Here is a 25169-nt window from a genome sequence, read left to right on the forward strand (position 1 = left end):
TCTATTTTATAACAATAATCATTGTATTAGTTGTATTATTTACAAGAAACCCAAAATATCATTTAAATAAACTTGCGTTATTAACTTTATATTAAGATTTTAGCCGCCAACTAATTCAAATATCATAAAAATGAAAACAAATTTAAGTGGAATCTTAACGCTGCTATTAGCGTTTGTAATGAACATTTCGTTCGCGCAGGAGAAAATGATTTCCGGTACGATTACAGACCAAGATGGTCTGCCGTTGCCAGGGGTCAATATTGTTGTACTTGGTACCACAACTGGAACACAGTCTGATTTTGACGGACTATATTCTATCAGTGCAGCAGAAGGACAAACGCTTCTCTTTACTTATGTAGGTCAGAAAGACATAAGAAAAGTAATCGGTTCGGGCAATTCACTAAACATTCAAATGGAAGATGATGCACAAGCACTGGACGAGGTTATAGTTGTAGCTTATGGTACACAAAAAAGAGAATCTATTACAGGTTCAGTTAGCGTCATCAAATCAGATCAAATTGAAAATGCTACATTCTCTAACCCCGTTAAAAGTTTAGAAGGTTTAGTATCAGGACTAAGAGTTATTCAAGCAAATGGACAACCAGGATCAGACCCATTGATTAGAATTAGAGGTTTTGGATCCATTAATGCTGATAGCTCTCCTCTTATTGTACTTGATGGGGTTCCGTATTCTGGAAGCCTAAGTAGTATAAATCCGCAAGACATTGAATCTACAACGGTTTTAAAAGATGCATCTTCGACATCATTATACGGTAATAAAGCATCCAATGGTGTTTTATTAATTACTACAAAAAGCGGTAAAAAGAATAGAAAACCAAAAATCAGTATAGATACTAGATATGGTTTGACCCAAAGGGCTACTAAAGAATATAACATTACCGAAACACCTCAAGAGTTTTATGAAGCATATCACAGTGTATTAACCAACTCGGAGTTTTATAGTCAAAATGTAGCAGGCACCCCAATAACTATAGAACAAGCAAGACAATTTGCTTCAGATAATTTAATTGATAGATTAGGTTATAATTTATATGATGTTGCTGATAATGTTTTAATTGACCCCACAACTGGTAAACTCAACTCTTCTGCTAATTTATTGGTTGATGATAAATGGGAGGATGCGTTATTTAGAAACAATGCTTCTTTTAGCTCTACCAATTTGAATATATCCGGAGGATCAGAAAATATTGACTATTATTTCTCTTTGGGAACTGAAGAAAATAACGGCTACACCGTAAGAAGCAATTTTAAAAGACACACCGCTAGATTAAAAGTAAACGCAACTAATATAGCTGATATTTTCACTTTAACAGGTGACGTTGCTTATGCAAAATCCAAAAGTCAAGCTGTACCAAGTACTGTTGATGCAGCAGGTGTACCAACTACAAACTTTGCAAATGCATTTTTCTGGAATAGAAGAATTGCACCAATTTATCCTGTTTATCAATATGATGAAAACTGGAATCACATATTAAACCCAAATAACCCTAATGGTTATGCTTATGATTTTGGTCAGCCACAAATCTTTGCTGACGGCACAACTAGAGGCCCAAGAAACTATGCTCCAGGAGAGCACCCTCTTGCTGTAATTGAAAACTCAATAGACACAAACGATAGAGATAACTTTAATGCAGCCTTAAGAGCTCAAGTAGACTTACCTTTCGGTTTTAAATTTCAATATGTAATGAACTACTTAACCGAAGTTGATAAAGGTATAGATTTCACCAAACCAGGAGCAGGGGCTTTTGCAGCTGCCAATAATGGTTTATTAACAAATAACAGAGATGATTTTTCTGCTTTTACCAATCAGCAATTATTGACTTGGAACAAAGAATTTGGAGCACATAGTTTTGATGTGCTTTTGGGCCATGAAACTTACGAAGAAAAATTCACTACACTTTCACTATCTAAAAGAAATATAATTGGAGACTTTAGTCCTGTTTTAGATAACACGTCCGTATATGCTTCAGCCAGCAACTACAATACAAATTACATTACTGAAGGTTACTTCTCAAGATTTATTTATGGTTTAGATAATACTTACTACGTAAACCTAACAGCAAGACATGATGCCTCATCAGTTTTCCATCCAGATGCACGTTGGGGTACATTTTGGTCTGCTGGCGCTTCTTGGATGATTAGCAATGAGGATTTCTTAAGTGATTCTTCAACTATCAATTATGCTAAATTAGCCTTAAACTACGGGACAACTGGAAACGATAGAATATTTTACGAAGGTACCGCTACAAGAAACTTGGTTGCCTATGAAAATCAATATGCAATTGATGAAAACAATGGACAGCTTACCCAAACTCTTTATAGCCTAGGAAGTAAAGACATTACTTGGGAAAAAGCAGGGAGTCTTGACATTGCCTATGAAATGAGTTTATTCAATAGCCTCAATTTATCATTAGGATACTATAGAAAAAAATCAGAAGACTTATTATTCAACAACCCATTACAATTATCTACAGGACAGGCTTCTAGACCAGAAAACTTTGGCTCTATGGTCAATAGCGGTTTTGAAGCTGAGGTTGCATGGAACGCTGTTAAAAAAGAAAAATTCAATGTTTCTTTCAATGCTAACGTTTCTACACTTAAAAATGAAATCACTGAATTACCAAGGGATTCTATCCAATCTGGCAACTTCCGTAGAGTGGTAGGAAAAAGTATTTACGATTATTTCATGGTACAATCGGCTGGTGTAAACCCAGATAATGGTAACGCTCAGTATTACACTACTGACGAGACTACCAATGAAAGAATAATAACTGAAGATTATGCAGATGCCGCAAGCAATGGAAGAGCATTTTTAGATAAAACCGCTATACCGGACATTACAGGTGGTTTTGGCGCTAACATAGCATTAGGCAACTTTTCCCTTGGATTACAATTTGCTTACCAAATAGGCGGATACGGTATAGACAATGAGTATTATAGCTTGTTAGGTGCTACACAAAACGTAACAAACTTTGCCGACTATAACAAAACCTGGACCGTGGACAACCCAACCGCTAGCTTACCAAGAGTTGACCCACTAAGTCCTGATCAATATAGATTATCCGACATGTGGCTTGTAGATCTTAGTTACTTAAGTTTGAATAACATAAACTTGGGTTATACACTTCAAACAGAAGCCCTAAAAAAATATCACATAGAGAATATAAGACTATATGGAACAATCAACAACGCATTTTTGTTATACAGAGATAGACAAGGTTATGACCCACGTCTTAACTCAGTAGGATCTTCTTCGGCTGAGTATGGAGCCAACAGAACTATTGCTTTTGGTGTCAACATAAATCTTAATTAAAAAAAATGAAAAAGATGAAAAAAAATAAACTTACAAAAATGAATTTTAGCAAATACTTTGCTCTCTTCATCACCATAACACTTTTTATTTCGTGTGCAGATTTTGATAGAGATTTTGAAGAGGAAAGATACTACACTTCCTCACATGCTGAAGAAAACAACGCCGCTGGTGGTACCGTTGGTTTGCAAGCACTTGACGGCGCAATATTATCGTACCTAAGAGATGGAGAAAGTTCAACTGATGAATTTGGAATTAAAGCCGTTGACTTAGGAATGGATTTAAGGAGTAATGATATGGACATGAGTACAAACACCTGGTTTGGTGCTTATAATAATTATGATAATATTATTCTCACTTCTAACGACAATGAATTCATCTGGGAGTTCTTCTACAAGGTAATAAACAATGCTAACGGTATTATTAATACAATTCCGGAAGATTCCCCTGAAGAAACTTTAATTTTCAAATATAAATCGCATGCCTATAGGGCAATAGCATATTTCTACCTATTAAGAATTTACCAACACACAAGAGCAGATGATTCTACAGAAGCTATTCCTATTGATTTTGGTGATTTTGTTGGCCAGCCTAAATCTACTGTAGGCGAAGTAAAGCAACTTATTTTAGAAGATTTATCTCTAGCCTATAACGGCTTAGAAAACCACGCAAGAGCATCAAAACAAGAAGTTGACGCTAGTGTAGTTGCTGCCTATCTAGCACGTTATTATTTAACATATGAAAACTGGACTGAAGCAGAAAAATATGCAGATATAGCAATGTCTGTAGGCAGTATAGAAAGTGATGTAATGCACGGTTTTGACGAACTTTCATTATCTGAAGTCATCTGGGGTGCCGAAGTTACGGAAGCAACAAGTGAAGTATACGCATCTTTCTTTTCTCACACAAGTCAAATAAACGATGGGTATAGTGGTTGGAATCACTTTAAAACCGTCAACTCTAACCTTTATAACATGATACCGGATACTGATGTTAGAAAAGGATGGTTTGCAGACCAAGAGTATGACCCTGGTGTAATTATAGTACCAGGTACTTGGGGGCACTATAACATAACCCCAAAGTATACTAGCTTAAAATTTATTGCAGAACCAGGTCCTGGAGTTTTTATTGGTGATTATATTTATTTAAGAAATACAGAATTTTACCTAACTAAAGCAGAAGCCTTAGCGAGACAAAATAAAGATACCGATGCTCAGCAAGTTCTTTTTGACCTAAATTCTGTAAGAGATGAAAACTATACGTTATCCACTAAAACAGGTCAAGATTTAATTGATGAAATTTTAATGTATAGACGTATTGAATTATGGGGAGATGGCGTAGCTTCTTTTGATATGGCAAGATTGGGTACTGGACTGAACAGGCAAGATGGCAGGGAAAACCTAGTAATGCCCGGGGCAGATTTAGTTATTCCCGCTTTAGATGCAAAAATGATATACCAAATACCTATTGCAGAGGTTGATGCTGAAAACTAATCTATTTTAATTTTTTAATTAAAGAGGTCATCCATTAACATCTTGGACGACCTCTTTTTTTTATGACTTTTTGGTTTTATAATGATATGATTAAAATTTAATAGCTAACCTATAAGTTTTCAATCACCCTCATCACAAACCCATAGATATTATTTAATTGGCCAAAAGACTTTTACCAGCCAGAACTCGAGCGGCACGCTCAAAGAATTCCACCCTATCCCCAAACCAGTCCAAATTACTTCAATCAAATCCAAACTAGATTCATTTTTCAAAGATTCATATACTTCCGAAAATATCCTTAACCACGCACTACATTTAATGTAAAACTCAAACCCATTCACTTCACTTTATTTCGTACTTCACAATATTTTTTATCATTTCATCAGTTTGGTTGAATTTTTTTGAACTATCCTTATTTTATAACAATTCGAACTATATTAGTTGCATTATTTACAACGAAACCTAAAATATTATTAAAATAAACTTGCATTATTAACTTTATATTAAGATTTTAGCCACCAACTAATTCAAATATTATAAAAATGAAAACAAATTTAAGTGGAATCTTAACGCTACTCTTGGCGTTTGTTGTGCACATTTCGTTTGCACAGGAAAAAACGATTTCCGGTACGATTACAGACCAAGATGGTCTGCCGCTTCCGGGGGTCAATGTTGTTGTACTTGGCACAACAACAGGAACACAGTCCGATTTTGATGGACTTTATTCTATCAATGCGTCAGAAGGACAAACACTTCTATTTACTTATGTAGGTCAAAAAGACGTTAGAAAAGTAATTGATGCCAGTAATACCATAAATGTTCAAATGGAAGATGATGCACAAGCCCTTGAAGAAGTTGTGGTAACTGCACAAGGTCTTCAAAGAGAAGAGCGTTCATTGGGTTATTCCGTTAGTAAAGTTGATGGTGAAGATATAGAACAAAATGCACAACCTGATTTAGGCCGTATACTTTCCGGTAAAGCGGCTGGGGTGAACATTACTGCTACTAACGGTGTTTCGGGATCTGGAACCAACATAATTATTCGTGGCTACACCTCTATTAGCGGAAGTAACCAACCTCTTTTTGTTGTTGACGGAGTTCCTTTTGACGGTGGCACCAACAGTCAGACGAACTTTTTAGACGGAGCAACAGAATCCAGTCGATTTTTAGATTTGGACCCTAACTCCATAGAAAATGTTAACGTTCTTAAGGGATTGAGTGCAACTGTTTTATATGGTGAAGCAGGTCGAAACGGTGTAATCTTAATTACAACTAAAGGTGGATCATCAAAACAAGCTAATAAAAAGTTTGAAGTGAGTGTTACCCAATCGACTTTTTTCAGTTCCGCAGTACTTCCAGACTACCAAGATAATTATGGCGGGGGATTCCATCAGGACTACGGATTCTTTTTCAGTAACTGGGGACCAGGATTTGATGCAGATTTAAGGGAAAACCCAAATTTCAGGGGTATAGACACTGATGGCACAACCTTAGTTAATGGCCCCTTACTTGGAATAGCCGATCAGACACTTGTTGCCGGTTTTGAAGAACTTGCTCAAGAACCATATCGCTACCAACCCTATGACAGTGTTGACGAATTCTTTAGAACAGGAACGACAACAACAACCTCTATTGGGGTAAGCGGCAGTTCAGAAAACACATCATATAACCTGAACTACACCCATATGGAAGATAACGGAATTACACCAGGAAACAAGTTGATTAGAAACAACTTTGGAATTGGCGGAAGTGCCCAGCTTTCAAATAAATTTAAATTCCAAAGCACCTTGAACTATGCCTTAACCGGTTACAAATCACCACCAGTAGCCCCTAGTTTTGGATCTGGAACAGGTTTCGACGGAGCATCTGCCTTTGGTGACTTAATGTACACCCCGAGAAGTGTTAATCTATTTGGGCTACCATATCAGGCAGCTGATGGAAGAAGTATCTATTACCGTTCAGGAAATGACATTCAAAACCCAAGATGGACAGTTGAAAACGCTAAAACAGAGCAAGAAGTCAAAAGGGTGTTCGGTAGTATGAGTGCCATATATCAACTCAATGACTGGCTAACAGCAACCTATAGATTAGGTCTAGACACCTATACAGAGACAAACTCTTATGGTCAGAACCGTGGAGGTGTAGATGGCGAAATAACAGGGATCTTCAGAACCTCAGATGTCAATAACACTATTTGGGACCATACTATTTTGTTAACCGCAAATAAGGATTTGAATGAAAAGTTTAACCTAGGCCTTAACCTAGGAGCAACATCCAGACGTGAATTATTCAATAGAGAAGGAGTTGAAAGCACCCAACAGTTGGCTTTCGGAGTTTTAGAGCATTACAACTTTGTGAACCATACAACCGTGAACAGTTTCTCCAATAGCAATATTGGATTCCAAAGTGAAAGAAACACGTTGGGGATTTATGGTGAGGCAGTATTGGGGTATCAAGACTTCCTATACCTTAATGTTGCAGCACGTAATGATTGGACCTCTACTTTAGAAACTGACAATTTTTCTTTATTCTATCCAGGAGCAAGCCTTTCATTTGTACCGACATCTGCCTTTGACGGATTAACTTCTGACAAAGGGCTCAACTACCTTAAATTACGTTTAGGATTCGGTTCATCCGCAGGTTTCCCTCCAGCATACAGTACTCGTAACACCTTAGATTTGACCTCTAGAGCTTTTAATCTGGGTGAGGCCGGGGTTATCTCTGGAAATTCCGTTTCTGGACGTTTAGGAAATCCAAACTTAAAGCCTGAAAAAGTTGAAGAATTTGAATTAGGTGTTGACTCTCGATTATTCAACAGAATGAACCTTAACGTGAGTGTTTTCAAAAAAACTACAACAGATTTAATCACGGACCAAGGTTTGGATGATGCCACCGGATTTAATGTAACAAGAATAAATGCAGGTGAATTAGAAGTTAAAGGACTTGAAGTGGATTATGACATAGACTTGGTAAAATCCTTCGACAATGGCTTTAGTTGGAACGTTGGCGGTAACTTCTATGCCGATGAATCAACAGTAACAAAATTACCTGATGGTGTTGACCAAATATTGCTTACCAACGCAGTTATTGGCTATGCAGCAAATTATGCTGTAGAAGGCAGACCATATGGCACCTTTTTAGGAAGTACAGTACAACGTAATGACAATGGTGATCGGGTTGTTGGAAATGACGGAGTTTACCTAACTGATGAAACTTTGGTAGAAATAGGTGACCCAAATCCAGATTGGACCACCTCCCTAAACAGTACCTTCAAGTATAAAGGATGGTCTCTTATGATGGACTGGCAGTACCGACACGGTGGAGATATTTTCTCGACCTCAGTTGGGGCATTGACAGGACGTGGTGTAGTAGATCTTGACAACCCTCTTGATCGCGAGGCATTGTACGTGCTTCCAGGAGTAAAGTCAGATGGCTCCGTAAATGATATTCAAATTACAGCCACTAACATGGGCTTTGATGTCTATGGTATTTCCGCGGCAAATGAATTTTGGGTTTTTGACGGCTCTACAATTCGATTAAACGAAGTATCTATCGGTTATAGTTTACCCTCTAGATTTTTAGATAAAACTCCTTTTGGAAGCATCACTTTTACCGCATCTGGTTTTAACATGTGGTATAAAGCGGTTAACTTCCCCGATAATATAAACTTCGACACCAACCAACTGAGTACAGGTGTTGGTAACGGATTGGGGATAGACTTCATCACAGGTCCTAGCTTAAAAAGATATGGGTTTAGTGTCAAAGTCACGTTCTAATAAAATAAAAAAAAATAAAGATGAAAATAACATTTAAATTTATACAAACGTATTTCAAAAAGACCGCGGTCTTATTTGGAGCTCTAATTGCCTTCAGTGGATGTGAGTCCACCCAATTGGAAATACTGAATGACCCTAATGCTCTAACTCCTGAACAAGCAGATATCGATCTTTTCCTAAATAATATTCAGTTAGGAACAGTATATTTCTTCGAATCTGACAATACTGACAATTTCAATGGAGTAAGTGAAATGGGAGCAAAAGTAAGCCGATTGCTTGCTATGACCGCGGGAAATCAATATGTAAACGCCTATGTCCCTGAAAGTATGAACGAAGTTTGGGAAGATGCATATTCAGATGTACTAATCGACGTTCACACAATGATTCCGCTAGCTGAAGAACAAGAGTTATGGACCCATATTGCCTATGCACAGATACTAGAAGCTTATGTAACTATGACCCTAGTTGATTTCTTTGGAGACGTACCATACTTTACAGCTTTACAAGGTGCTGAAAATTTGAACCCTGCCGTAGATTCAGGTGCAGAAATTTACGCAGCGGTAGAAGAATTGCTTAATACAGCTATTGTTAATCTAAACAAAACGGAATTAGCAAGCCCCGCCAATGATATATTTTATGACGGTGATGAATCCAAATGGATAAAATTGGCCAATACATTGAAATTAAAATTATATATTCAGACTAGACTTGTTGATAGTAGCGTTTCAAGTAAAATCAATGCACTTATTGCTGAGGGTAATTTAATTGAAAGCTCTGAGGATGATTTCTTTTTTCAATATTCCTCTGTTGATGCCAATCCTGATAGCCGCCACCCTATATTTACCGATAATTTTGATGCTGGCAAAACAGATTACCAAAGTAATTGGTTTATGAATTTCTTATACTTAGATAAATCTGTTCCGGATCCACGAATTAGATATTATTTCTATCGTCAAGAACTTGATTTTTCAGAAGCAGACAATCAAACCAAGGAATGCGTAAATGAATCAGCTCCTTCCCATTTTGACACATCTGATGTCTTTTGCACCGTTGCAGATGGATATTGGGGACGTGATCACGGAGATGATGATGGTATCCCACCTGATGATGCTTTTGTTACCTTACATGGAGTATACCCTGTAGGAGGGCCCTTTGACGATAACTCTGGAGATCCCGCATTGAATAGGACTTTTGGTCTTCAAGGAGCCGGTATATCCCCTATCATGATGTCTTCCTATGTAGACTTTATGTTAGCAGAATCCGCACTTACTTTAGGAACCACAGGTGATGCAAGGGTTTATTTGGAAACCGGTATTCGTGAGTCAATCGACAAAGTGATGAATTTTGGAGAAAGCCTAGCATCTGCTTCCCCTATATTCATGCCTACACAGGATAACATTGATACTTTTGTAGACGAAGTATTGGCTGAATTTGATGGTGCTGACAATGAAGGCAAACTAGAAGTGATTGTTGAGCAATATTTCACAGCACTCTTTGGGAATGGCGTAGAAGCTTATAACACTTATAGAAGAACAGGATTTCCTGATATGCAACCGACCGTTTTACCAAATCCTGGTATTTTCATGAGGACTTTCCCATATCCTGCAAATTTGGTTGACCAAAATTCAAGTGTAAGCCAAAAACCAATCTCTGTTCAAGTATTTTGGGACAATAACCCTGGTGATTTTATTGACTAATTCATATCATTAAACAAAAACATTATGAAAAAAATATTTTTTATATTAACAGTAATTTGCTCAGGGGCATTACTCTTTACCTCTTGTGAGGACAAGGACAAGGATCCATGGGTTATTCATGAGGATAGTGCCAACGATGGTATTTTCCTTACCGTTGCCAAAGAAACCATTGTAATAGACTTTACAGATCCAGCTTCTGCATTTTCTTTTACAGTTAATTCACCATCTAATAATGTAGCGAGCTATGATTTAGAGGTAACGAGAACCTCTGGAGGTGTTGTTTCGGATACGGTTTTGCTTTCGTCAGCTAGTTCATTTCCAGCAGAATTCAACATACTTTCATCTGATCTTGCCACCGCTTTTGGACTAAGTTCAAGTGATTTGGTTGCCGGAGATAGATTCGACTTTATCGGAACTGCAATCGGAACTAATGGACAAGTAGCCGCTTTTGAAAACCTAAATGGCGATGCATCTGGTCCAGGCCAATTTAACGCTTTTTCATTTAACACCTATTTGTCGTGTCCGTTTAATCAGGCAGATGCAATCGGGACTTATTCAACCACAGTAGATGAATTTGGACTCGCAGTGGATACCTTTGAAGTTACAGCAGGACCAGATGCCAATTCAGTAATCATCAGTGATTTAATTGAACCCGGTTTTTCGATGATCATGGAAGTTAATCCTAACACTGGAATTGGAAGTATCAGTAGAACTCCAATGGCCGCCAGTTATTATGGTTATTCTGGAGGTAATATAAATACCACGGGCACACCAAGCTTCTTTTTCTCCTGCTCAGGAACTATAGCTGCTGTATTACAGTATACCGTTGACCTAGGAAGCTTTGGTTCTTATGGCTTTGAGGCTCAAAAACAATAAATTTCAGGTATTTTAAAATATTTGATCTTTAAACTCAAAACCACCTATCGAAAACTCGAATAGGTGGTTTTTTTATACCAGAACATTATTTCTCATCAAGGATGATTACCTTTATTACAAGAACTTAACGTTTATATGGTGAATTATTCAACAGATTTTCAAATATTTATAATATCCAAAATAAAGAATATTACTTTTTTCACACTTACCAGTATATTTCTATCTGCCTCTTCATGTGCCAAAGAAGAGCAAACGACAATACCTAAAGAAACAATCGAGGAGCCTATCATAGAATTACCTTCTCTACCTAGTGTTAGCCAACCAATTTACGAAGGCCCCACAGGTAATGTATGGGTTTACAAAAACAATAAAATTGATAACGGTTACGTACTTGTAAATGACGCGAGTGACAATAGGGTTTATCTAATGACCAAAGAAGCTAAGGTTGTTTACGAATGGAATCTTCCCGCCGGAATCGGAAATGACGCAGAACTAATGGATGATGGACGTCTTTTAGTCTCACTAAACGCCGAGAATGTTTTTTATGATATAGGAGGGTATGCTGGTCGAATTCAATTAATAAACCCTGACAGATCTGTTGCTTGGGATTATCTATATTCTTCTCAGGAAAGTATTTCTCACCATGATGTTGAAATGTTACCCGATGGCAATATACTTTTTCTAGCATGGCAAAAAAAAACCAAACAAGAGGCTTTACTAGCTGGTTATGACGGCAGCCCAGATAATGAAATACTTTTACCGGAAAGCATTATTGAGATTAATCCGGAAACCGACCAAATTGAATGGGAATGGCATGCCTGGGACCATCTTATTCAAGATATTGATTCAACAAAAAGCAACTATGGGTCAATATCAGACAATCCACAGAAAATAGACATAAATTATTACGATGATGAAAGAGGAGACCTAATGCATGCAAATGGCTTAGATTACGACCCTAACAGGGACCTGATTTTTCTTAGCGTGAACTTTTATAGTGAAGTTTGGGTATTAGACCATAGTACGACTAAGACAGAGGCCGCGTTAGAAACCGGTGGAAACTACAATAAAGGTGGCTCCCTAATTTATCGCTTTGGCAACCCAACTGCCTATAAAAATAACAAAGGAAATCGATTGTTTTTCAATAATCATTTTCCAAATATTCTGAAAAACAATGAAATTGGAGCAGGAAATATACTGATTTACATGAATGGGAATGATGGTTCCGAGCAATCAAGAATATACGAACTAGATATGCCTGACGAATTTACCTTAAAACCAGACACAAATAACGAACCCTCAATACTGTGGGAGTTTACAGATTCAGAACTATACTCACCTCTCGTAAGCGGCGCAGTAAGATTACCTAATGGAAATACTCTCATCACAGAAGGAAGATATGGTTATTGGGAAGTAACCAACGAAGGGGAAGTAGTTTGGAAGTTCGAAGGAAATAAACTGTTCTGGAGAGGATACACATACCCCATAGACCACCCTGGAGTCAAATTACTAAATCTAATAAACCTATCAGACTAAACTAACCAGTTAGAAACCTTGTCTAATCAAAAAAAGACACTTTTTTATACCCATTTTAAGTCAAGGTATTTATATAATAAAAAAGAGTTAACAAATCGCTTTCTTTTTTTAAATCAATTTTATTCTTACGCATAAAGGATTTGATTCTATTTTTATAATCTTTGCCAAATAATGAAACAAATTTATTTTTATTATGCACTACTTTGTAAAGTTTTCCTGAATCTTCCTTCATAAAATAATAATCAATTTTATCAATAAATTTAGGTGATATGGCCGCAGTTAATGATGTAGGCGCCGATTTTCCTTTTTTAAACAATTTAACCCTTTTAACAAAAAGAAAATACTTCCCACTACTAACCAAAGTAGTAAAATATCCCCTCTTAAGATTTCCATCTGCATCTTTATATTCCAGAAACTTTAATTTTTTGCTATCAATAATACAATACAAGTCCGGATCTTTTAACAAGGCACCGAACTCCTCTTCTTCTAATTGTGTTTTCTTAATTTGTATTTCTTCAGAATATGCATTGTAGCGTAAATATGATTCACCCATATAATCATTCTTGAAATAGACCGAACCTTTGATAAAGTTTTCATCAAAAAATGGAGAACCCTCTATATCATTATTAAGGTCCAACAATCCGGTATTCCTCTTATTCTTGTCTTCTAAAGTCCTATAAAGGCTTTCCAATCCTCGGTTAAAACCCTGTTGTTTAGCAACTGCTTGTGAACCACCTCCTCCATTTGGCTGCGCGAAAATGCTAAAATTGATTACATACATCCATAGAACCAAAACAATGGACAGCAAGTATTTTTTATACATATTTTATAATAATTAAAAGTGAATTTTAAAAATAGGATAAAATATCCAGAGTTATGTTAAAATACAATCCAGATCATGAAATTTTCCGATTAATAAATTAAATTGATAATAGATAAACCATAAAGCTGATACAAGCTCACTATTTTGATCCCAAGCCATCAATGAACGATGTACTAAATCCACAAAAGATTATTATCTCAATAAATAAGATAATTAAATTATAGTATACACTTTTTGAACATTACCCATATTTGTATATGATGATTAAAATCATCCTTACACCCTAACTACAAACTTACCGATAAGATTTTTTTGTTTAACTAAATTCTGGAATAACCTTGTTCTTCTTTGAAGATTTAACATCAAAAAAAATTGATAGACACACAAGTAATCTCTATTAAACAAAAATTGAAATAATTAACAAGTCCCTTGTATTACTTTTTCCAAATGCTATAACCAATACATCAGCCATTATTCACTTACAACAAAAACCAACCAATTTAAACATGATGCCCAATTCAAAATTGTAATCAAAAGAAAATTTTTAAGCAACGATTTACAAAAACAAAAACCCCAACTACCTATTAAATAATTTCTCCAAAAAAGGCCATTTAAATTTCAACGGAAGATCATCTATAACTTGGATCAAATCAATGTTAAGCAGGAACAAAATACCAAGAACATAATTTACAAATCACCCGAACGAACACCCGACATTTCTGTATATTTTCATTATTAATGGAATATGATCATACATAACAACCCGATTCATACTTATTATTTTTTTTTGTTTAATTTTTGTGTTAATTTATTGTTTTATAATTATTTTATAAATTATTATATTCTCAACTATAATGCCTTGTTAATCAATTATTTATGTATATTCATAACATATAGCGTATTTTTTTATAGTTTTTTCATTCAAATTGATATTTTTTAATTATTTCGCATTCTTAAACACTTTAAACTAATAATGCTATAATTATCATAACAATTACTTAATGTTTAACTAACATTTATAGGAATATTAACGTTGATTTGTGAATTTTGCCTTTGCTAAATCAAATAATTATAGAGAAATGAAAACAAATTTAAGTGGAATCTTCACGCTATTATTGGCGTTAGTTGTGCACATTTCGTTTGCACAAGAAAAAACGATTTCCGGTAATGTTACAGACCAAGACGGCCTACCTTTACCTGGAGTCAACATTTTAGTTAAAAGTACCACACATGGTACGCAAACCGACTTTGATGGTAATTACGTCATTAAGGCCAACGTAGGACAAACATTGGTTTTCTCATACATTGGCTATAAGGACCAAAACCAAACTGTCGGTAGCGCAAACACAATTAGTGTTCAAATGCAAGAAGATGCCCAAGCTTTAGATGAAGTCGTAGTTACGGCTTTAGGTATTTCAAGAGAGAAAAAATCACTCGGATATGCCACTCAAGAATTGGACAATTCAGAAGTTCAGTCTTCTTCTGATGCAAACTTCATCAACAACCTTTCCGGTAAGGTTTCCGGATTGAGTATTAGGAAAAGTAACAACATGGGAGGATCTTCGAATATTATCATTCGAGGTTCAACTTCATTAACAGGTAGCAACCAAGCTCTATTTGTAGTTGATGGGGTACCTATTTCCAACGAGAACACTAACACATCCGATCAAAGGACCGGTGCAGGTGGATATGATTTTGGTAATGCTGCTGCAGACATCAACCCTTCAGATATTGAATCGGTCACAGTTCTTAAAGGTGCTGCCGCAACTGCACTTTACGGTTCAAGAGCAAGTACAGGGGCCATTGTCATTACTACAAAAAAAGGCAAAAGAGGTGACAAGATAGGTGTATCAATCAATTCTTCCATAACAATTGGTAAATACGACAAATCAACTTTCGCTGAATATCAAAAAGAATACGGCCAGGGTTATTATGGTAATTATTTTACCAAATACCTGGGTCGTGAAAACAACTTCCGTCAAGTTGATGTTGATGGTGACGGCATATCTGACGACACAACCTACACAGGGCATGATGCCAGTATAGGTGAAGTATTCAATGGTCAACAAATTTACCAATGGGATGCCTATTACCCTCAATTAAGTACTTACCAAACTTTATCCGAGTATAAATATGCAGACCATGACCCTTCTTATTTTTTCCAAAATTCCGCTACGTATGAAAACAACATTGCGGTGTCCGGTGGTGGTGAAGGATACAGCTTCAGAGGAGGCTTCGGAAATTTACAACAAGAAGGCATATTACCCAATAGTTTAATCAGAAGGAACTCTATGTTCTTGAATTCGGATTTCGATTTATCAGACAAGTTAAAAGCTTCCTTTAGGGGTAACTTCATTAAAACAGATGGTACTGGTCGTTATGGTACAGGTTATAATGACAATAACCTCATGGGTAACTTTAGACAATGGTGGGCTACCAACGTAGATTTAAAAGATCTTAAAAATGCCTATTTCTCAACTGGTGATAATATCACCTGGAACCTTAATGGTTATGATGCAGTTACTGGCGAAATGGATTTAACTCCCGCTTATTGGGATAACCCATATTGGACAAGATATGAGAATGCCTCCAAAGACACAAGAAATCGATTCATTGGAAGTGGTGCATTAAGTTACGATGCTTATGATTGGCTAAACCTAACCGCTAGAGCTTCTGTAGACACCTATGCTTCAATCCAAGAAGAATTCGTCGCCGTAGGCAGTCATGACATACCTGCATACGAAAGATTTAACTACAATTTTTCTGAATTCAACTACGATTTCCTAGCAACAGCTAATAAGCATTTAGGAGATAATTTTAATATAACAGGATTATTGGGTGCCAACTACAGACAGACTAAAATCAATAGCATAAGGGCAATAACAAATGGTGGGCTCGTAATCCCTAATGTCTATGCCCTATCAAATTCTGTGAACCTAATCGAATCTCCTGACGAAACGCAAACCACTGAAAAAGTCTATGGGATTTTCGCGAATGCCTCGTTAGGTTATAAAGACATGTTATATTTAGATGTTAGCGCAAGGAACGATGTATCTTCAACTTTACCTGATGGGGACAATTCATATTTCTACCCTTCTGTATCAACTAGTTTTTTATTCTCTAAATTAGTTGACAAAGATTGGATGAGCCTCGGAAAATTACGTTTAAACTATGCAGAAGTAGGGTCCAGCGCACCAACATTAAGCCTTCAAAATGTATATATCGCAGAAGCTCCGTTTAACTCTTCTTCTTTATTCAGAAACCCTACCACTTATAACAATGCAGATTTAAAACCAGAAAGGACGCGCTCTTACGAAGCAGGTTTAGAAATGCGATTTTTACAGAATAGGGTTGGTTTTGACTTTTCTTACTATAACACGGAAAGTGACGACTTAATCGTACCTGTTTCCATTTCTACTGCCTCTGGTGGTTATTATAAATATTTCAACACCGGTAAAATCACCAACGAAGGTTTTGAAATCTCAGCTAATCTAGTTCCTATTCAAACCGAGAATTTTAAATGGGATATGATCTTGAACTGGTCAACAAATGATAATACCGTAAACAGTTTATTTGAGGACAACTCCAACTTGGTTATTGCAAGTCTTCAGGGAGGTGTATCCATTAATGCGACAGTAGGGCAACCATACGGTACTATAAGAGGTTCTGCTTACGACAGGGACGAAGATGGTAACAAATTAATCGATACGGAAACTGGAGGATACCAACTCGTGGATAATCAAGTTATCGGTGATGCCAATGCCGATTGGATGGGAGGAATCACCAACCAATTTACCTACAAGAACGTTTCTTTTTCTTTCTTAATCGACATAAAACAAGGTGGAGACGTATTTTCATTAGATCAATGGTATGGTCAAGGATCGGGATTATACCCTAATACCGCAGGTTTGAATGACCTTGGAAACCCACAAAGAGCTTCATTGGAAAATGGAGGAGGGGTTATTTTACCAGGTGTTAAACCTGATGGAACCGCAAATGACATTAGATTGGATACCGGTGACGGTGCAACTAGTTTTATTTATGGCTATTACCAAGGTTACTTCCCTAACGAGGAGTATGTTTACGATGCCTCCTATGTTAAATTAAGAGAAGCGACACTAACCTATAAATTCCCTGAAAAGTTATTTAAAAAACTTGATGTATCATGTAGTCTTATTGGTCGTAATTTATGGATTATCCATAAAAACCTACCTATGGCCGATCCAGAAGACGCTTTAAGCTCAGGAAATGTACAAGCATATCAATCCGGAGCATATCCTTCGGTTAAGGAATATGGTTTCAATCTAAAAATTGATTTTTAAAAAAAATAACATGAAAAAAATATTTATCTTATTAATGATTTTTACAGGAGCATTTTCCTGTACAGATGATATTACCGATGTGAATGTCGACCAAAAAAACCCTGCTGAGGTGCCTGGTGAGTACACCTTTACCTATGGCACAAAAGAGTTGTTCGATCAAATGGTAAACACCAATACGAACCTAAATCCATTTAGGCTTCTTTCGCAGCAATGGACAGAAGTACAGTATACGCAAGAAGCCAACTATCAATTCAGTGATAGGGATGTTATGGGAAACCATTGGAACCGTCTTTACGCCAGGGCCTTAGGAAATTTAAACTCTTCGATTTTAACCCTCGAAGAAGAAGGTGTACAAGCAGGTGATCAAGATGAAGCCGCAAGACAAAATCAAATTGCTATGGCCATGACCTTAAAAGTATATTCCTATCAAGTCTTAGTTGACACTTTTGGCAATATACCTTTCTCTGAAGCTTTGGATTCAGAAAATGTCACACCTATTTATGACGATGCCGCTACTATTTATTCGAGTTTGCTTTCTCAAATAGATGAAGCCTTAGGAAAATTTGATTCTGCAAACGGTATTTATGGAGGGGACCTTATTTATAGTGGTGATATCGCCAAATGGATTAAATTCGCCAATAGCCTTAAACTTAGAATGGCGATTAGGCTAGCGGATGTGGACCCTGCAATATCCAAATCCATGGCCGAAGCAGCCATAACCGATGGAGTAATGACCTCTAATGATGACAACGCCACCATTACGTATGAATCTGCTTCACCAAACACCAATCCATTATGGGAAGACTTGGTTGAAAGTGGACGTGATGATTACGCACCAGCAAACACCATTGTTGATATTATGAATGATTTAGATGATCCGCGTAGAACCGTATATTTCACTGATTTAGATGGAGAATACGTTGGTGGCGAGTATGGATTGGTTTTAGATTATGGAACTGTCTCCCATATAGGTACGCTATTCTTAGACCCAGAACTTCCAGGAGTAATCATGGATTATAGCGAGGTAGAGTTCCTTTTGGCCGAAGCAGCAGCTAGAGGCTACTCAACCTCTTCTGATGCTACTGTTCATTACGAAAATGCAATTAGGGCCTCTTTTGATTTCTGGGACCTTTCCGATGAGGCCGATGCATATCTCTTAAATGGAGATGTAGCATATGATGCCGCCAACTGGAAAGAATCTATTGGCACTCAAAAATATTTGGCACTTTACAATAGAGGTTTCGAAGCTTGGTCTTCATGGAGAGCTTTGGATTATCCAGTATTGAATCAAGCTGCCGGAACACCATTACCCGTACCAGTAAGATTGGTATATCCTTTAGACGAACCACTAGTTAACGGTGAAAATTATGACCAAGCAAGTTCAGCTATTGGAGGTAATGAATACGACACCAAATTATTCTGGGACATAAACTAACATTCTTCCCTATTAATATTAAACAAAACCACCTCAATCGAGGTGGTTTTTTTATTTACCTTTGCCACATGCAAAAACCCACTCAAATTTACGGCATTAGGGCCATCATCGAAGCGATCAATGCAGGTGAGGCCATTGATAAGATCTTTATACAAAAAGGGCTTAAAGGTGATTTATCAAAAGAATTGGAAGGCCTAATCCGTAAGAACGGGATAAATGCATCGTACGTTCCACCAGAGAAGCTATATAAACTCACCAAGAACAACCACCAAGGGGTTATCGCGAATATTTCACCGATTACCTTTTACGAGCTTGAAACCCTTGTCGAAAAGGTAATAGAAAACAAAGAGGCCCCTTTGTTCCTGTTGCTCGACCAACTTTCCGATGTGCGAAATTTCGGGGCCATTATCAGAACGGCTGAATGTACAGGTGTTGATGGCATAATCATCCAAAAGAAAGGTGCGGCACCCGTAACCGCGGACACCATCAAAACTTCTGCCGGTGCTGCCTTTAAAGTGCCTATTGCGAAAGTGGACCATATTAAAGACGCGGTCTATTACCTCCAAGCTTCCGGAATATCAGTTACGGTAGCAACAGAAAAAACCAATGACACCATATATGATGTTTCCTTTAAGAAACCTTCTGCCATTGTTATGGGATCTGAAGATAAAGGTGTTTCACCTTCAGTCATTAAAGCGGCGGATCATACAGCAAAACTACCGTTATTGGGTGAGATAGAATCTTTGAACGTTTCGGTCGCATGTGGAGTTTTTCTTTACGAGGTTGTTCGCCAAAGAATGGATTGATCAATCCTTTGCCGCATTCCCTCCATCTTTCGTCTTGTAGTGATAGGTTATCCGAACGGGTTCATCTTCTTGATGGATTTCTTCCGGTTTTCTTTCAATAAAATTACCGTCTTCATCAAAATGCCTTAAGAATTCGTCGGCATCCTCATTATAATCTTCATGTTCCCAATCGAACTTTTTGGATGATGGGGTATTCGCTTTTACGAAAAAGGCAAGTAGAAGTCCAGCTAGAAAACCTCCCAAATGTCCTTCCCAGGAAATACCATCCTTGATGGGAAAAACATACCAAAGAAGGCTTCCGTAAATAAAAACCACTACCAATGACAATGCAACCAACCGATAATATTTTGAAAAAATACCCTTGAAAAATATAAAACTGGCCAATACATAGATAATTCCACTTACCCCAATATGGTAAGAAGGCCTTCCTACAGCCCAAGTAAACAGCCCGGAGAACAACAAGCCATATACCAATACTTTTATGGCGATATCTTTGTAAAAATAAAACAGGGAGGCGGTTAATATGGCCAATGGTATGGTGTTGTTATACAAATGTTCAACAGAACCATGGATAAACGGGCTGAATAAAACCCCTCTCAATCCTTTCAATGATCTGGGGTATACCCCAAAATGGTTAAAATTGGTATGCAACTGCAGCTCCAACCAAAAAACGGCCCATATCAATATTACCCCTATCAAAGGGGCAACCACTACCGAATTGGTGAACTTAAAATAGTTGTTTTCAGACATTATCCTAAAATAATTCTATTATAAACAAAAAACCTACCGTAATCGATAAACATGATAAATTGTCATTTATTCCCTATTGTCACCTTCAATTGTTTACAATACTATATGGTAAGAAACGGATCAATCGTAACTTTGTTTTAAATTTACCCCATGAATGAACCATTGGCAGAAAGGGTACGCCCTAAAACCTTAGATGAGTATATTAGTCAAAACCATTTGGTTGGGGAGCAGGGTTCATTGACCCATCAGATAAAAAAAGGGATTATTCCGTCGTTGATTCTTTGGGGACCACCAGGAACAGGAAAGACCACACTGGCCAATATCATAGCCCAAGAGAGCAAAAGACCCTTTTATACCCTTAGTGCCATAAACAGCGGGGTAAAGGATATTCGTGAAGTCATTGACAAGGCCAAACAAAGTGGTGGACTCTTTACTTCTAAAAACCCCATTTTATTTATTGATGAAATACATAGGTTCAGTAAATCGCAGCAAGATTCCTTATTAGGCGCTGTTGAAAAAGGATGGGTGACTTTGATCGGGGCCACTACCGAAAATCCCAGCTTTGAAGTAATTCCGGCTTTATTGTCACGTTGCCAAGTCTATGTCTTGAATGCCTTTGGCAAAGAAGATCTTGAAGCGCTTCTATCAAGGGCCATGCAGCAGGATGCTGTATTAAAATCAAAAAAAATAATACTTCAAGAAACAGAGGCTTTACTACGTTTATCGGGTGGTGATGGGCGTAAACTATTGAACATCTTTGAATTGGTCGTAAATTCGGAACAATCCGACAGTATTACAATCACGAACGAGTTGGTTTTGGGCAAAGTACAAAGCAACACCGTTCTTTATGACAAAACCGGGGAACAGCATTATGACATTATCTCGGCCTTTATCAAATCGATACGCGGTAGTGACCCCAATGGTGCGGTATATTGGTTGGCACGAATGATCGAAGGCGGGGAAGACCTAAAGTTCATAGCCCGTAGAATGTTGATTTCCGCATCGGAGGATATAGGATTGGCAAACCCTACGGCATTGGTCATTGCCAACAATACTTTTCAGGCGGTTACGACAATCGGCTATCCGGAAGCTCGGATTATCTTAAGCCAATGTGCCATTTATCTTGCCACTTCGGCAAAAAGCAATGCCAGCTATATGGCTATCAATACGGCTCAACAGACCGTTAAACAGACAGGCAATCTATCGGTTCCGCTTGCCTTACGTAATGCCCCGACAAAATTAATGAAAGATTTAGGGTATGGCAAAGACTACAAATATGCCCATGAATATGAAAACAATTTCGTGGATGAGGAGTTTTTACCAGAAGAACTAACCGGAACCAGTTTCTACAAACCCGGTAAAAACCCACGTGAAAACGCCATCGATGAGTTTTTGAAAAAACGATGGAAAGGCAAATATGACCTTTAGAATTTTATATTCAATTCCTCAGTTGTCATCTTACCGTTTGTATTATACTCCAAATACCATTTACCATCTTTTTTGAACACCATACCATTGGCCCCATTTTCATTGGCAACTGAAAAAACATCGGGCATGGAAGTCCGATATATTTTTAAACGTATTTTAGGGGTGCTATCTACAAGCTGATAACCGTTTTCTATTTCCTGAGCGTAAAGTATACCGGAATAATCTTCCTTTTCAGCCATAACCACCGATTCAACAGGCTCTGATTTTTTAATAGTCGACGTTACAGGCTCCTTGCTTTTGTACGATTGATTTTCGGGGGTGGCAACCTGCTGAACAACCGTAACATTCGGCTTGTTCTTCGGCACAACCGGTTTATCCCCTACCTCAGCAGGAACAACCATTGCGGAAACCATCTCCGTTCCCGACGGGGAATACTTATAATTAGAGTCTTTAATAGTTGAAAAAGCTTCTGTCAATGCTTCCCTATAGGAACTCTCATATTGTTTCTCCTTGCTAGTTCCCATAATGGTCGTAAGCACCTCTTTCGAAGCACAGTCTTTCAAAGTAATCGATGTTTTTGTGGTGAACATCGAGGACTCATCATTTATAAAAACCTGCAATCCCAAACAGCGATTACGCTCCAGATCAGGAGGCATGGCATCATCATAAACAGCATCGAAGCCATTCTGGGTGAAGAGATACTTAACCAAGGTACTGGTTTTATATTGGTTCTCCTTTTTAAAAGCATCGAACTTTTTGGGTACGATGACATATTTATAGGCGTTTAAATTTTCTTGGGAATACCCATAGGATATACCAAAAACAACAAGCAATACGATAAGTTTTTTCATGAAATCCGTTCTATCATTTCTTACCCCAAGATATGATATTTAATCCGAATTGAAAAGATGTATAATTACTATCTGCTATATTACTATAAGCGAGTAAATTATCTGCCATTAGATAGAAATTAACAGGACCAGCTTGGATGCTTGCCCCTAGCCCAACATTGGTAAATGTGAATTTATCGGCGGTATAAGTCGCTTTTATGGTCATAAAGTTGCCGAATCTTCTTTGATAAAAAGCTGTAATCGCACTTTGGGGACCCCTTGGCCTATTGATCATATAAAGCTGACCTCCGATGCTATTCCTGTATTTGATAATGTTACGACTTTTACCACCTGTTCGGTAATCACAATCGCATGATGCGGCCCCTTGCATGGGTTCCCCAAAATTATACCTAATGGAGCCATATAGTTTTGTTGGCCTAAAAGTAACATAAGAGCTATACTCTTTTTCAAAAGGAATGAATTCCTCTACATCATCTACTAAATTTTGCCAAAAATCCTGATTTGGATCAACCAGGGCATCGGGCAATATGATCTCCATACCTTCAATAGTCGCCTCACCTTGCAAAGTAAAATTCTCAACATCATTGGCATGGTATATAAATCCAAGATCCAACAAACTACCGGTAACGACCGTTTGGGCATTTAAATAATAGGTAAAACCCAAATCGACACCTAAGCCGAGATTACCCCCGAACAAACCTCTTTCTATAATCGTTGCGGCAACATTGTCATCATCCAATGCATGGTCGATGGCATTTACCCCAGATGTACGTAATTCCATATCGGCATTCAAAGTACTGGCATAAATATTGTTTTCACCTTCGGTGGTTACAAAATACCCATCATTATGTACTGAGTTGAAATCAAAAATACTGGAATATAATTTCCCCCTAGCCCCAAGGATCAAATCCTTGCTCATCTGTTTATTGACACCAAAATGAAATACATTGAGCATTTCACCCCTTGTTTTCAAATGACTCAGATCAAAACGTTCATTAAGTCGGTCCGCGTTACCGTCATAACCTAAAATGGCATAATCACGAAACCAATACCCTATGGCATCCCCTTCATTATATAACCCGAAAGAATAAAATACACTGGGGTCTTTACCGCGAAACCCGCCACTGAATATTTCCAATTGATAGGTACCGCTCAACTCATCCCGAACGGACATACCGTAAATGGCCCGGTCACGAACCTTATCATTGATATCGAGTCCATCATCGGCAAAAATATCATTGACAGAAATTCCACTGGATCCAGCTTGAAAAGAAATACCGGATAAGGCCGGGATACCTGCATACCAAGAAAAATCGGTTTCCATTCCGGGATTGATCATCAAAGCCTGGGGAACCTCGTTAAAATCATATAACAACTGTTTGTTTTGGGCATGCATACTTATACCGGCCAAAAACAGGGTTATGACTAAAAATCTCTTTATTATCATCCTTTAATGCGAACAGTGAATTTACCGCTACTCTTTAAGGTTACCATGGGATCGTCTTGCGAAGAAGTGCTTACATTATCCCCATTATTGGTAGCGGTCACAGAAATACTCGAAGTATTTCGGATTATATTTAAGCTACGGCCAGAAGGGCCATAGGCTATTTCCCTTTGTAAAACAGCCGTGGGCTCAGGACCTAAAACAAACTGCTCGGTGTCCAAGACCGTACCTGCTTCATCTAAAAATTCTATTTCTATTTCCAAAGGTTTGCTGGTAGTGTTCTCAACATAATACGTTAGAACACCTTCCAATACCCTATCTGCGAAAATATCCTCGCTGAAAGCATCGAAATTAAAATCTTGTGAATACGAATAACCTGAAGGCAGAAGATTTATCGCACTTTCCGGAACCTCTAAATAAAGCACACTGGCCTCATAGGTCGGGGTTACACTAAGATCATCATATTGATTGAAATCTTGTTCCTCAACACAGGAAAAAAGTAGCATTGCAGCAAGAACAACATATAAATACCTACCTGACTTTTTCATTGTTCATAACCTTTTATCGACAAAAAGCATATAATGTTATACTATGTATAACT

General features: G+C 37.5%; 15 protein-coding genes. 10 read left to right on the forward strand and 5 right to left on the reverse strand.

What is annotated here, in order from left to right; genetic code table 11:
- Positions 1 to 130 precede the first annotated feature (130 nt).
- From GJ691_RS03605 to GJ691_RS03630, 6 genes are all read left to right on the forward strand, one after another.
- On the forward strand, positions 131 to 3334 hold the full coding sequence (locus tag GJ691_RS03605; protein ID WP_154363868.1) for a SusC/RagA family TonB-linked outer membrane protein: 3204 nt from the start codon (positions 131 to 133) through the stop codon (positions 3332 to 3334).
- A 14-nt stretch (positions 3335 to 3348) separates the two neighbouring features.
- A complete protein-coding gene (locus GJ691_RS03610) occupies positions 3349 to 4824 on the forward strand; it encodes a RagB/SusD family nutrient uptake outer membrane protein (RefSeq protein ID WP_154363870.1) in 1476 nt (491 codons plus the stop codon).
- 542 nt (positions 4825 to 5366) lie between these two features.
- The gene (locus tag GJ691_RS03615; protein ID WP_154363872.1) at positions 5367 to 8600 is read left to right on the forward strand and encodes a SusC/RagA family TonB-linked outer membrane protein; all 3234 of its coding nucleotides are present in this window, start codon (positions 5367 to 5369) and stop codon (positions 8598 to 8600) included.
- Between the two features lie 20 nt (positions 8601 to 8620).
- Complete coding sequence (locus GJ691_RS03620) at positions 8621 to 10297, forward strand: SusD/RagB family nutrient-binding outer membrane lipoprotein (protein WP_154363874.1); 1677 nt, start codon at positions 8621 to 8623, stop codon at positions 10295 to 10297.
- Positions 10298 to 10321: 24 nt separating this feature from the next.
- A complete protein-coding gene (locus GJ691_RS03625; RefSeq protein WP_154363876.1) occupies positions 10322 to 11173 on the forward strand; it encodes a hypothetical protein in 852 nt (283 codons plus the stop codon).
- A 135-nt stretch (positions 11174 to 11308) separates the two neighbouring features.
- Positions 11309 to 12709 carry an aryl-sulfate sulfotransferase gene (locus GJ691_RS03630; protein WP_154363878.1) on the forward strand — a complete coding sequence of 467 codons (1401 nt, stop codon included), beginning with the start codon at positions 11309 to 11311 and terminating at the stop codon, positions 12707 to 12709.
- 55 nt (positions 12710 to 12764) lie between these two features.
- Here the strand turns inward: GJ691_RS03630 and GJ691_RS03635 are convergent, their stop codons facing one another.
- Complete coding sequence (locus tag GJ691_RS03635) at positions 12765 to 13490, reverse strand: hypothetical protein (RefSeq protein ID WP_154363880.1); 726 nt, start codon at positions 13488 to 13490, stop codon at positions 12765 to 12767.
- A 1121-nt stretch (positions 13491 to 14611) separates the two neighbouring features.
- On the opposite strand from GJ691_RS03635, the gene GJ691_RS03640 reads away from it, so the two are divergent.
- From GJ691_RS03640 to rlmB, 3 genes are all read left to right on the forward strand, one after another.
- The gene (locus tag GJ691_RS03640) at positions 14612 to 17854 is read left to right on the forward strand and encodes a SusC/RagA family TonB-linked outer membrane protein (RefSeq protein ID WP_154363882.1); all 3243 of its coding nucleotides are present in this window, start codon (positions 14612 to 14614) and stop codon (positions 17852 to 17854) included.
- A 10-nt stretch (positions 17855 to 17864) separates the two neighbouring features.
- Positions 17865 to 19289 carry a SusD/RagB family nutrient-binding outer membrane lipoprotein gene (locus GJ691_RS03645; protein WP_154363884.1) on the forward strand — a complete coding sequence of 475 codons (1425 nt, stop codon included), beginning with the start codon at positions 17865 to 17867 and terminating at the stop codon, positions 19287 to 19289.
- 68 nt (positions 19290 to 19357) lie between these two features.
- Positions 19358 to 20095 (forward strand): 23S rRNA (guanosine(2251)-2'-O)-methyltransferase RlmB, encoded by a 738-nt coding sequence (gene rlmB, locus GJ691_RS03650; protein ID WP_154363886.1) that lies wholly within the window; start codon positions 19358 to 19360, stop codon positions 20093 to 20095.
- Here the strand turns inward: rlmB and GJ691_RS03655 are convergent, their stop codons facing one another.
- Complete coding sequence (locus GJ691_RS03655) at positions 20096 to 20845, reverse strand: rhomboid family intramembrane serine protease (protein WP_154363888.1); 750 nt, start codon at positions 20843 to 20845, stop codon at positions 20096 to 20098.
- A gap of 150 nt (positions 20846 to 20995) precedes the next feature.
- Between GJ691_RS03655 and GJ691_RS03660 the strand changes: the two genes are divergently transcribed.
- Positions 20996 to 22273 (forward strand): replication-associated recombination protein A, encoded by a 1278-nt coding sequence (locus tag GJ691_RS03660; RefSeq protein ID WP_154363890.1) that lies wholly within the window; start codon positions 20996 to 20998, stop codon positions 22271 to 22273.
- Here the strand turns inward: GJ691_RS03660 and GJ691_RS03665 are convergent.
- The 3 genes from GJ691_RS03665 to GJ691_RS03675 are packed head-to-tail and all read right to left on the reverse strand — an operon-like array spanning position 22270 to position 25116.
- A complete protein-coding gene (locus GJ691_RS03665; RefSeq protein WP_154363891.1) occupies positions 22270 to 23124 on the reverse strand; it encodes a hypothetical protein in 855 nt (284 codons plus the stop codon). The genes GJ691_RS03660 and GJ691_RS03665 overlap by 4 nt on opposite strands.
- A gap of 13 nt (positions 23125 to 23137) precedes the next feature.
- A complete protein-coding gene (locus GJ691_RS03670; RefSeq protein ID WP_154363893.1) occupies positions 23138 to 24571 on the reverse strand; it encodes a DUF5723 family protein in 1434 nt (477 codons plus the stop codon).
- The gene (locus GJ691_RS03675; protein WP_154363894.1) at positions 24568 to 25116 is read right to left on the reverse strand and encodes a hypothetical protein; all 549 of its coding nucleotides are present in this window, start codon (positions 25114 to 25116) and stop codon (positions 24568 to 24570) included. Before GJ691_RS03675 ends, GJ691_RS03670 begins: the two co-directional genes overlap by 4 nt.
- Positions 25117 to 25169: the final 53 nt, after the last annotated feature.

The sequence above is a fragment of the Maribacter luteus genome (assembly GCF_009674825.1).
Classification (GTDB): domain Bacteria; phylum Bacteroidota; class Bacteroidia; order Flavobacteriales; family Flavobacteriaceae; genus Maribacter_A; species Maribacter_A luteus.

What these genes read in the sequence shown, in the direction of transcription:
- GJ691_RS03605 (WP_154363868.1), top strand. Translation starts at nt 131, where the DNA reads ATGAAAACAAATTTAAGTGGAATCTTAACGCTGCTATTAGCGTTTGTA.
- GJ691_RS03610 (WP_154363870.1), top strand. Translation starts at nt 3,349, where the DNA reads ATGAAAAAAAATAAACTTACAAAAATGAATTTTAGCAAATACTTTGCT.
- GJ691_RS03615 (WP_154363872.1), top strand. Translation starts at nt 5,367, where the DNA reads ATGAAAACAAATTTAAGTGGAATCTTAACGCTACTCTTGGCGTTTGTT.
- GJ691_RS03620 (WP_154363874.1), top strand. Translation starts at nt 8,621, where the DNA reads ATGAAAATAACATTTAAATTTATACAAACGTATTTCAAAAAGACCGCG.
- GJ691_RS03625 (WP_154363876.1), top strand. Translation starts at nt 10,322, where the DNA reads ATGAAAAAAATATTTTTTATATTAACAGTAATTTGCTCAGGGGCATTA.
- GJ691_RS03630 (WP_154363878.1), top strand. Translation starts at nt 11,309, where the DNA reads ATGGTGAATTATTCAACAGATTTTCAAATATTTATAATATCCAAAATA.
- GJ691_RS03635 (WP_154363880.1), bottom strand. Translation starts at nt 13,490, where the DNA reads ATGTATGTAATCAATTTTAGCATTTTCGCGCAGCCAAATGGAGGAGGT.
- GJ691_RS03640 (WP_154363882.1), top strand. Translation starts at nt 14,612, where the DNA reads ATGAAAACAAATTTAAGTGGAATCTTCACGCTATTATTGGCGTTAGTT.
- GJ691_RS03645 (WP_154363884.1), top strand. Translation starts at nt 17,865, where the DNA reads ATGAAAAAAATATTTATCTTATTAATGATTTTTACAGGAGCATTTTCC.
- rlmB (WP_154363886.1), top strand. Translation starts at nt 19,358, where the DNA reads ATGCAAAAACCCACTCAAATTTACGGCATTAGGGCCATCATCGAAGCG.
- GJ691_RS03655 (WP_154363888.1), bottom strand. Translation starts at nt 20,845, where the DNA reads ATGTCTGAAAACAACTATTTTAAGTTCACCAATTCGGTAGTGGTTGCC.
- GJ691_RS03660 (WP_154363890.1), top strand. Translation starts at nt 20,996, where the DNA reads ATGAATGAACCATTGGCAGAAAGGGTACGCCCTAAAACCTTAGATGAG.
- GJ691_RS03665 (WP_154363891.1), bottom strand. Translation starts at nt 23,124, where the DNA reads ATGAAAAAACTTATCGTATTGCTTGTTGTTTTTGGTATATCCTATGGG.
- GJ691_RS03670 (WP_154363893.1), bottom strand. Translation starts at nt 24,571, where the DNA reads ATGATAATAAAGAGATTTTTAGTCATAACCCTGTTTTTGGCCGGTATA.
- GJ691_RS03675 (WP_154363894.1), bottom strand. Translation starts at nt 25,116, where the DNA reads ATGAAAAAGTCAGGTAGGTATTTATATGTTGTTCTTGCTGCAATGCTA.